Source organism: uncultured Thiodictyon sp., assembly GCF_903828115.1.
Classification (GTDB): Bacteria; Pseudomonadota; Gammaproteobacteria; order Chromatiales; family Chromatiaceae; genus Thiodictyon.
The window spans coordinates 1-10,208 of record NZ_CAIKKU010000824.1 but is presented as its reverse complement, the minus strand read 5'-3'; the positions used below and the strand labels follow the sequence as shown (position 1 = coordinate 10,208).

The window sequence follows — 10,208 nt, the reverse complement described above, 5'->3', positions numbered from 1 at the left end:
CGTAATCGTGGTCGGATTATTCGATTACGACAACGACAACGACAACGACAGCGTACCCGGGAGCTCGGCCACCACATCAGTTCTGATCGCACCCGGCGCGCGCCGCGGCCTTGGCCTTGTGCTAGATTCATCTGCACCCGACCCGACGTTCAGATCCGCAATCCATCGATGTTGACCAGTGGCGCTTCGCTTCTCGTGCTTTCCCTGGGGGCCTGTCAGGCGCCGAGTGGGTGCCCGGCGCCCCCGCCAGCCCCGGCGGTCCTGGCGGCCGTGGCCGCGTCGGCGGCCGAGGCGGCCGAGCAGGCGCGCCGCCAGACCGGCGGGCGGGTGCTGTCGGTGGAGCGGGGCAGTGGGGGCTGGCAGGTCAAGGTGCTGACCCCGGCGGGGGAGGTCCGTGTCGTCGTCATCCCCGCGGCCGGCGGCTGAGCCGGTCGGCCGCACCGATGCGCCTGCTGGTGATCGAGGACGAGCCCGCCCTGCGCGCCCAACTGGTCGCGCGGCTCGAGCGCGAGGGGTTCCGGGTGGACCAGAGCGGGGATGGGGACGAGGGACTGTATCTGGCGAGCGAGTACCCCTTCGACGCGCTGGTGCTGGATCTCGGCCTGACCGGGACCCCGGGACCCCGGGACCCCGGGACCCCGGGACTGGCGATCCTGCGGCGCCTGCGCGCGGCCGGGAACCGCCTCCCGGTACCGGTGCTCACCGCCCGCGGCCGGTGGCAGGACAAGGTCGAGGGGCTGGAGGCGGGTGCGGACGACTACCTGGCCAAGCCCTTCGAGATCGAGGAACTGCTGGCCCGGCTGCGCCGGGCGGCCGGGGCGGCAGAGCAGGTGCTGGCGCTCGGGCCGGTGCGTCTGGACCGCGCCGGGCAGCGGGTGTGGGTACAGGGCGCCCCGGTGGAGCTGACGGCCTTCGAGTTCCGGCTCCTGGAGCGGCTGATGTCCCAGCCGGGCCGGGTCCTGTCCAAACGTGAACTGGCCGACTATCTCTATCCCCACGACGAGGACCGCGACAGCAATGTGCTGGAGGTCCTGGTCGGGCGGCTGCGCCGCAAGCTGGACCCGGACGGCACCTGGGGTCCGATCGAGACGCTGCGCGGGCGCGGCTACCGCTTCGTCCACGCCGACGCGTCGGTGTGAAATCGCTCCAGACGCGGGTGACGCTGGTCGCCGCCCTGGTGCTGCTGGTCTTCGTGATACTCACGAGCCTGGCCCTGGAGCGCGCCTTCCAGGCCGCCGCCCGCTCCGCCCGGGAGGAGCGTCTGCTCGGCCAGGTCTATCTGCTGATGGCCGCGGCGGACGCGCAGGGGGATGGCTTGACCTTGCCGCCGGGCCTGGCCGAGGCGCGCCTGAGCCTGCCCGGGTCCGGGCTCTATGCTCAGGTGAGCGACACCGCCGGGACCCCGATCTGGCGCTCGGCCTCGGCCTTGGGTCAGGCCGTGCCCTTCGGCACCGGGCTCGCGCCCGGCGAGCGCCGCTTCCGCGAGGCGCACGACGACACCGGTCGCGCCTATTTCGTGGAGGACTACGGGGTCACCTGGACCATCGGCCCGGTGCCCCGCGGCTACACCTTCAGCGTGGCGGAGGACCTGACCGACCGCGCTCCTCGCTCACGAGTCCGCGCGCCAGACCCGTCTCGGCCACGCCCTGGCCGACCTGGCCCACAGCCTCAAGACCCCGCTGGCGGTGCTGCGCGGGGCCCTCGCGCAGGCGCGCACCCCGGGGCCGGGCGCGGCGCCGTCCGGTGCCGAGACCTGGTCGGAACAGGCGGCCGAGCAGGTGCGGCGCATGGAGGAGATCGTCGCCTATCAACTGGAGCGTGCCCGCCCCCGCCCGGTCGCCACCCTGGCCCCGCCGGTCCCGGTCGCCCAGGCGGTGGAGCGGCTGCGCGCCTCGCTCGCCAAGCTGCACGCCGGGCGCGCGGTGCAAGTCACCCTGGACCTGGAGCCGGGCCTGACCTTCCGCGGGGTCGAGGGCGACCTGCTGGAGGTCCTGGGCAACCTGCTGGACAACGCCTACAAGTGGTGCCGCACCCGGGTGGGTGTCGGCGGTCGGCGCGACGGAACCTACCTGGTACTCTGGGTCGAGGACGACGGCCCCGGCATCCCCGCGGCACGCGCCCGCGAGGTGCTGGGGCGCGGCGCCCGGGCGGACCTGGCGACCCCCGGTCACGGTATCGGACTGGCCGTGGTGACCGAGATCTGCCGCGCCTATGGCGGGGACCTGGAGATCGCCGCGAGCCTTCTGGGTGGTGCTTTGATCCGGGTGCGACTGCCGCTCTGAATGCGCGCGAAGGCGGATCACACTTGATCGGCAATCCGTGGCGGTTGACCAGGGTGTCGGCAGTCCTGATACTCTGTCCCGCAAGGTCGCAGGTGCCGCAGTCTGCTGTAGGTCTGCGGTGAATCCGAGATCAGGGGTCGGCGATGTCCTGTGCGCCGGGTGCAGTTCTGACTACGTGGGAGAAGGAATGACTGAGCAATACGATGTTGCTGCCGCACGCCATCATCGCGTGGCTGAGCATTTGGAGATGAACGGCGAAATCGATGACGCGGCCTACCATTACGGTTTGGTGGGTGAGAATGCATTGAAGTATGCCCTTTGCAAGTCTGGCGTGGCCGGTGTTTGGAATGGGGCCCGGATGAAGCCAAGAAACACGCCGATGGGAAAGCACTTACCGTCGCTGACCTCTGCGATTCAAGGATTCATCACCGACATACAATTGCACGCTGTCGGTCGAGTCGGCGCTGAGCTCCAGGCGGTTGTAGGGGACCCCGCCTTTGTGTCTAGGTTTCAGGGTTGGTCGCTCGACATCCGCTATGCGGACCACACCTGCACCCCTGTCAGTCTCGTCGACTGTCAGCGCTGGTCATTGGACGCGGACCTCGTTCTACGTCGCCTCGTCTTGATGATCTGAGGATACTCTTGTGACAATACGATTCCATGAAAGTCTGGGGCGCTTGGTGGCCGAGGCCGAGGCGGCAGGGGTCCTGTTCGATGATGCCACGGTTGTCTTGCGCGGTGGGGAAGGGCGCCTGACTCTGGCGCGGAAGTCATTGCCCGACGTCAAGGGCCTCACTGCGACCCTTCAACGGACCCTTGGCGGCTACGCATCCAACCCCCCGGTTATCGATGGACGGATGGCGGCTGCGCTGGTCACGGACTCGGCGGCCGTTGCGGTTTCGGTTGCACTGCCCGATGGCCCGCGGACCGTTCGCCTGGTCGACCGCCGTTTCGTCGGTGCTGATTGGATGATGTCCCCAGCCCCGGTGCTCGAAACTGGCCCGCCGAGGTTGGTCTTCAGTTCTCTGAAGGGTGGCGTGGGGCGCTCCACTGCGCTTGCGGTCTTGGCTGCTGACTTGGCGCGTAATGGCCTGAAGGTTCTTGCCATCGATCTCGATCTGGAGGCCCCCGGTATCGGGTCCATGCTGCTCGATGCATCCGATGATCCGATGCAGGACCGCCGACCCGACTATGGTGTTCTCGACTATCTGGTGGAAAACGGCCTTGGGGGTATCGCAGAGGAAGACCTGTTCGACTTCATTGGGTTCAGCCCATTCGTGGAGGGGTCGGTCGAGGTCGTGCCGGTGGTCGGGCGGGTAACCGACGAACATCCGGAGACCATGCTGGCCAAGCTGTCCCGCGCGCATGTCGAGGATGCAGGCAGTAGCGGGCCGGTGTCGTTGGCCCGCCAGGTCAGCGAGATGGTGGACCGGTTCGCGGCACGTGCCAAATTCGACGCGGTGTTGATCGATGGGCGGGCCGGTCTGGCCGAATCCGCTGCGCCGGCCTTGTTGGCGCTGGGCGCCGAGATCCTGTTTTTCGGCACCGATCAGCCACAGACGTTCCGCGGCTATCGTTATCTCTTCGCTCATCTCCTGCATTGCTTCGGCGATGACCTCGGCGGCTACCGGGCCTGGCGCGAACACCTGTCTTTTGTTCAGGCCAAAGCGCCGTCATCGGCACAACAGCGGATCCCGTTCCGTGAGCGGCTGCATACCCTGTGTGCGGAATTTCTTTACGACAGCGAGAGTCTGGCGGCGGATGGCTCGGTGCAGGTTGCCGACTTCAATTTCGGCGTCGGCGATACCGGGCGTGGCATCCCGCACGACGCTTCCTATATCGCCTTCCATCCGGACTATGCTGCCTTTGATCCCGTCGCTGAGCGCACTGCCCTGGACCCTGATGTTTATCGCGGACCCTTCGGCGCCTTTCTGGAACGTGCCTGGGACCTGCTTGGACTCGATCGAGATGATCGGAAATGATTGATGTGACGCTACAAGACCTGGCCGCGATTCGTCGCGGGCTCGCAGCGCTGCCGGACCTCGCGCATCACGTGGCCGGGACCCCGGTTGCACCGGATCAGATCTTCTTTCCCCATAGTCATGCCGCGGCCCTCGATCCGGATGTGGCCTTGGTCGTGGGCAACCGGGGCGTCGGCAAGAGCTTCTGGGCCAGCGCGCTGGCCGGGGATGAGTCACGCGCCGCCATCGCGGATGCCTATCGGGGATACCGCAATCAGCAGCGGCTCGATGGTCTGCGGGTCAGATTCGGCTTTTCGGGTGCGGAGGGGGGAGGCGACGCCTTGATCAGCGGCGCGAATATCAGTCGCGTAGGGATAAAGACACCCGCTGTACTGCCATGGCGCGCGGCCGTTGTCCGCTCCCTGGCCCCGATCGTCGGGCAGGCGATACCGGCCAGGTTCAACGAACTCATCAACTGGATCAAGGACAATCCTGACGAACAACAGACACTGTTTCGGGACGCCGATCGGCTGCTCACGCAGCGGCGTGAGCGCGCCCTGATCCTCTTCGATCAGTTGGAGCAGATGGCCGACGATTGGAGTCGTATTAACGAATTGACCAAGGGCCTGTTGCAGACCGCGCTCGCGATGAAGAGCTACAAGTCGATTCGACTGAAGATTTTCATGCGGCCGGATCAGTTCGAGAATGCCGATTTGTTCCGCTTTCCCGATGGCTCGAAGATTCAGGGCGAAGCCGTGCGCCTTTGGTGGCGGGCCACTGACCTCTACGCCCTGCTGTACTTTGAGTTGCTGCGAAACGCCCTTTCCAGGGGGCCGATGCGGGCGATCTCTGGGCGTTTCGGTATTGTGCTTGGGGCCGACAGCGCGGTCCGACTATCCCAAGACCTGGTCACCAGTGCGCAGCAGCAGCGGAGGGTGTTCGAGATCATTGCGGGGGAATTCATGGGTAAGGGGAAGAACCGCGGTGCTCCCTATACCTGGATACCATTGCACCTGAGTGATTCGCGGGGTGAAGTGTCTCCCCGGAGTTTCTTGAGGGTGCTGAAGGCTGCCGCGGATTACGAGCCGGCTCCCAGTGATTCGGCGATCGGCTTCAAGGGCATCAATGATGGGGTGCGCACGACCTCCGAGCACCGTTTGTCAGAGCTACAAGAGGATTATCCCTGGGTGTCGCAGGCGTTGGAGCCGCTGCGTGGTGCCCTGGTGCCAGCACTCAAGGACGATGTCTTCGATCGCTGGCGTTCCGGCGAGGTGGTCAGTAAGATCGTTTCCCAGTACAAAGGTATTCGTGCGCCGATCGATCTCGTTGTGGCGATGTTGTCCTCGGAGGATGAACGGATGACCGCTTTACTCAATGCCCTTCAGGACATTGGCGTCATGGACGTACGTAAGAACGGAAAGATCGATGTCCCGGACATCTTCCGCGTCCGTGCGGGCATTTTGCGCAAGGGTGGGGTGCCGCCCCAACAACGCCCGCAGTAGACCCCTTCAGGTGCCTGTGCCGGGGGCTTGTGGACATCCCATCCCGATGGTGCCGATTCGGCTTGTGGGATTGAGCGGCGGCGGCTAGTTTATCTGCTTCGACCTCGCGGGCGCCGCGCCGACGCCCGGGGGGCGAGGTCCCTGAACCCAGTGAGGCACCGCCATGAGTGAAACACCCATCCTGAAACGCGAACCGATCTTCCAGGGGCGCGTGATCGACGTCGCCATCGAAACCGTGGAACTGCCCAACGGCAACCGGGTGGACCTGGAGATCATCCGCCACCCCGGCGGCGCCGCGGCGGTGGCGCTCGACGAGCAGCAGCGGGTCTGTCTGCTGCGCCAGTACCGTCATGCCGGGGGCGGCTGGTTGTGGGAACTGCCGGCGGGCAAGATCGACCCGGGTGAGGCCCCGCTGGCGACGGCCACCCGGGAGTTGGCGGAGGAGGCGGGGGTGAGCGCCGCGGACTGGATCGATCTGGGTTTCATGCACAGCTCACCCGGGGTCTTCACCGAGGTCATTTATCTGTGGCTGGCGCGGGACCTGGCGCTCCGGGACCACGCCCAGGAGCGCGACGAGGTGATGGAGATCCATTGGCTGCCCCTGGGTCAGGCCCTGGACTGGTGTAGCGATGGGACCATCACCGATGCCAAGACCCTGGTCGGGCTCTATCGGGCCGGCGCCCTGATCCGGGGCGCGCTGGAACTGACGCCCGAAGACCCGGGCTGCTGAGGTTATGGAACGCTTGTCGCGTCGTTGTCGTTGTCGTTGTCGTAATCGAGGTTATCGTAGCGCCTCGGATTCTCTTGCACGCCAAATTGCATCGCTTCTCGGATTACGATCACGACAACGACAACGACAACGATGGTGTCGTGTTTAACTTGTTCCTGATTCGTTACCTATCAAACAGTGCGTTACGAAAAACCAACTACGATGGGTATCGATCGCATGCGTATCCACTGTCTGCAGCACGTCCCCTTCGAGGGCCCCTACGGTATCGCCGACTGGGCCGCCGCCCGTGGTCACTCACTGACCATAACCCCGCTGTACGATGGTGCCGTGGCGCCGGAGCCGGCGGACTTCGATTGGCTGGTCATCATGGGCGGGCCCATGGGGGCGAACGACGAGTCGCGGTACCCCTGGCTGGCCGCGGAGAAGGCCCTCATCCGCCGCGCTATCGCGGCCGGCAAGACCCTGGTCGGGGTCTGTCTCGGGGCCCAGTTGATTGCCGCGGTGCTGGGCGCGCGGGTCTATCGCAACCGGGAGCCCGAGATCGGGTGGCTGCCGATCGAACTGACCGCGGCCGGGCAGGCCTCACCGCTCTGCGGCTTCCTGCCGGCCACACTTGCGGTGTTCCACTGGCACGGCGATACCTTCGACCTGCCCGCGGGCGCGCTCCACCTGGCCCGCAGCAGCGCCTGTGAGCAGCAGGCGTTCCTCTACGAGGGGCGCGTGCTCGGGCTCCAGTTCCACCTGGAGTCCACCGCGGAAAGCGTCGCGGGCATCTGCGCCCAGTGTGCCGACGAGCTGGTCCCCGGCACCTATGTTCAGAGCGCCGCGCGGATGCTGGCCGCGCTGCCCGCGGACTATGTGCAACTCAGGGCCGCCCTGTTCGGCATCCTGGACCGGCTGCCCCAATGAGCGATGGCGGCCTGATCCGCTGCGCCTGGTGCACGGCAGACCCGCTCTATGTGGATTATCACGACCGCGAATGGGGCGTCCCCAACCGCGACGAACGGCACCTGTTCGAGATGCTGACCCTGGAGGGCGCCCAGGCCGGCCTGTCCTGGCTCACCATCCTGCGCAAGCGTGAGGGCTATCGGCGGGCCTTCCTGGGCTTCGACCCGCAGGCCATTGCCCGTTTCGATGGGGCACGGGTCGCCGAACTGCTCGCCGATCCGGGGATCGTCCGCAACCGGCTCAAGGTGGAGTCCACGGTGGGCAACGCCCGCGCCGTCCTGGCCCTGCACGAACGCGGCGAGACCCTGTCGGACCTGCTCTGGGGGTTCGTGGATGGGGCGCCGCGGCAAAACGCCTGGCCCAGTCTGGCGCAGGTCCCGGCCCAAACGCCTGATTCGGATCGGCTGAGCCGGGAACTCAAGCGGCGCGGCTTCCGCTTCGTCGGCAGTACCATCTGCTATGCCCTGATGCAGGCAGTGGGGATGGTCAACGACCACACCCTGGACTGCTTCAGGCAGCAAGGGAGCGGGGGCGTCCCGCCCGCGATGGCCTAGTACCGCACGATGGAAATGCTCGGATCCTTAACCGCACCGCGACCGTAGGGTGCGCCGTGCGCACCATGGTGCCAACCGAAACCCTGGCCGCGGCGATCAACCGCAGCCTCTCAAGGTGCGCATGGCGCACCCTACGCCAATGGTCCGAGCAATTGTGTCAGATGGTATTAGTACCCGGTTTCAGCTTATCTTGCGTATCGACCCCAACGGGGTCGAACATACCAGCCCAGGGCAACGCCCTGGGTACGGGTTATCGCAGAACTTAGCCCTGAAAGGGCGTGACATAACGGCGTGACTCCTTATGGATGGAAACGCTGATTAAATTGCCCAGAGCCGATCTGATGATAATAAAATCAGTATTTTAGAGCGCCAACCTGGGTTTAATCAGCGTTTCCTTATGTCCCGCCCTTTCAGGGCTAGGCCGAATAAACAACGCTATCCCAGGGCGTTGCCCTGGGCTGGTATATCACGCCCCTTCGGGGCTTGATCATGCGCAGGAACGGGGTACTAGGGGTCGGGGCGGGGCGCCCCGACTCCTTAGTGACGAGTCAAGAACAAGTTAAACACAAACCCAATCGTTGTCGTTGTCGTAATCGGAGAAGCGATGCAACGTGGGTGCGAGAGAATCCGGGGAACGACGATAACCTCGATTGCGACAACGACAACGACAACGACAACGGCGCTAGAGGCATTCTCTAGTTCCTTAGGGCGCCTCGCCCTGATCCGCCGGGCCGGCCGGCGTCTCCCCCGGGATGAACCCCGTCTCCCCCTGACCGCCCATCCTCCCCTCCACCTCCGGCAGCGAATCGGCGAACTCGACCCCATAGATCTCCCAGATCGACACCAGCAGTGAGCCGATCACCGGGCCGATGAAGATCCCCGGGAAGCCGAACATGAAGAGGCCGCCCAAGGTGCTGAAAAAGATCATCAGCTCATGCATCTTGGTGTCCTTGCCCACCAGGATGGGGCGCAGCACATTGTCCAGGCTGCCCACCAGCAGGCCGCAGAAGCTGGCCAGGAGGACGCCCGTGAGCACCTGCCCCTGGATGATCAGGAGCACCACCGCCGGCACCCAGATCAGGGCCGAGCCCACATTGGGGATCATGGAGAGAATCGCCATCGCCGAGCCCCAGAAGACCGCGTTGGGGATGCCGGCCACGGCGAAGGCCATGCCGGCCAGGGTCCCTTGCAGCAGACCGATCAGCAGTGAGCCGCGCAGGGTCGCCCGGGTCACCGAGGTGAATTTGGCGAGCATCATGCGCTCGTCCGTGGTCTTGAGCGGGAGGTAATAGAGGAGCTTATCGATCAGTTGGCCCCCGTCCATCAGCAGGAAATAGAGGCTGTAGAGGAACACGAAGAGCATGAAGATGAAGTTCACGGTCCCCAGGGTGAGCGAGGACAGGCCCTCCACCGCGATCTTGCTCAAGGCCGCGGCCGCGTCGCCCGCCTGCTGCGCGATCTTGCCCCAGTGCGGGGCCAACTGGTCGTAAAAGGGCAGGCGGTGCAGGAGTCCGGTGAAGGCCTCGGGCTGGGTCAGGGTGTCGCGCACCCAGACACTCGCGACTTGGCTCACGTCCAGGGCCTGTGAGACCAGCACGCCCGCCAGCAGCACCAGCGGGATCAGCACCACCAGCGTCATGAGCGACACGCTCGCGAGCGACGCCAGGGCCCGGCGGCCCCCGAACAGGTGCGTGAGACGCAGGAACAGGGGTTGCGCCAGGGCGCTCGCGAGGCCCGCCAGAAAGAGCGCCATCAGGAAGGGCGCGATCATGGTCATAAAGAGCGCGGAGATCCCCAGTGCCAGGACCAGGACCACCGCCTTACTGATCGTATCTTGTTGCATTGATTCACCACGGAGCGAAAGGGGCCGCGGCACCGGGTGCCGTAACCGGGAACAGGGCGGCACTGTCGCCCCGATCCGGGCGGGGTGCAAGGTTTATCCTGAATCCGGCGATGGTTCTCACAAAGACACAAAGACACAAAGGAAGACGGATCATTGAAGGCGTGGCGCCGATCATCGCCCCAGGTGACCTCCGCGACCGGCATATCGCTTTGAAAATCTTTGTGATCTTTGTGTCTCTGTGAGAGAACTGCGCTTTCTGGGTTGCTCCCCTCTCCGCGGGGTCGCCGCCTGGGCCTCGATCATCATCCCGGCCCCGCCACGCCGCCCGCGCAACACCGCTCCCAGGCTCAAAGCAAGCCCCGATACTGGGAGCGCCGCACCCAGATCG

At 65.4% G+C, this 10,208-nt stretch carries 10 protein-coding genes; 9 read left to right on the top strand and 1 reads right to left on the bottom strand.

The window, feature by feature from the left end; translation table 11 throughout:
* Positions 1-168: 168 nt before the first annotated feature.
* The 9 genes from QZY48_RS30545 to QZY48_RS30505 all read left to right on the top strand — a co-directional run bounded on the left by QZY48_RS30545 (position 169) and on the right by QZY48_RS30505 (position 7,977).
* On the top strand, positions 169-426 hold the full coding sequence (locus QZY48_RS30545) for a hypothetical protein (RefSeq protein WP_295437718.1): 258 nt from the start codon (positions 169-171) through the stop codon (positions 424-426).
* Between the two features lie 17 nt (positions 427-443).
* A complete protein-coding gene (locus QZY48_RS30540) occupies positions 444-1,139 on the top strand; it encodes a response regulator transcription factor (RefSeq protein WP_295437717.1) in 696 nt (231 codons plus the stop codon).
* Positions 1,140-1,685: 546 nt separating this feature from the next.
* On the top strand, positions 1,686-2,282 hold the full coding sequence (locus QZY48_RS30535) for an ATP-binding protein (RefSeq protein ID WP_295437714.1): 597 nt from the start codon (positions 1,686-1,688) through the stop codon (positions 2,280-2,282).
* Positions 2,283-2,469: 187 nt separating this feature from the next.
* Positions 2,470-2,916, top strand: coding sequence for a hypothetical protein (locus QZY48_RS30530; protein ID WP_295437712.1), 447 nt, complete (start codon positions 2,470-2,472; stop codon positions 2,914-2,916).
* 46 nt (positions 2,917-2,962) lie between these two features.
* Positions 2,963-4,264, top strand: a complete 1,302-nt coding sequence (locus QZY48_RS30525) for a P-loop NTPase (protein WP_295437710.1) — start codon at positions 2,963-2,965, stop codon at positions 4,262-4,264.
* Positions 4,261-5,745 (top strand): hypothetical protein, encoded by a 1,485-nt coding sequence (locus tag QZY48_RS30520; RefSeq protein ID WP_295437708.1) that lies wholly within the window; start codon positions 4,261-4,263, stop codon positions 5,743-5,745. The genes QZY48_RS30525 and QZY48_RS30520 overlap by 4 nt, the downstream gene beginning before the upstream one ends.
* Positions 5,746-5,908: 163 nt before the next feature.
* On the top strand, positions 5,909-6,475 hold the full coding sequence (locus QZY48_RS30515) for an NUDIX hydrolase (protein ID WP_295437705.1): 567 nt from the start codon (positions 5,909-5,911) through the stop codon (positions 6,473-6,475).
* A gap of 201 nt (positions 6,476-6,676) precedes the next feature.
* Positions 6,677-7,384, top strand: a complete 708-nt coding sequence (locus QZY48_RS30510; protein WP_366929815.1) for a type 1 glutamine amidotransferase — start codon at positions 6,677-6,679, stop codon at positions 7,382-7,384.
* Positions 7,381-7,977 (top strand): DNA-3-methyladenine glycosylase I, encoded by a 597-nt coding sequence (locus QZY48_RS30505; protein ID WP_295437703.1) that lies wholly within the window; start codon positions 7,381-7,383, stop codon positions 7,975-7,977. The genes QZY48_RS30510 and QZY48_RS30505 overlap by 4 nt, the downstream gene beginning before the upstream one ends.
* A gap of 703 nt (positions 7,978-8,680) precedes the next feature.
* Here QZY48_RS30505 and QZY48_RS30500 read toward each other — a convergent pair.
* Positions 8,681-9,820 carry an AI-2E family transporter gene (locus tag QZY48_RS30500; RefSeq protein ID WP_295437700.1) on the bottom strand — a complete coding sequence of 380 codons (1,140 nt, stop codon included), beginning with the start codon at positions 9,818-9,820 and terminating at the stop codon, positions 8,681-8,683.
* Positions 9,821-10,208 lie beyond the last annotated feature (388 nt).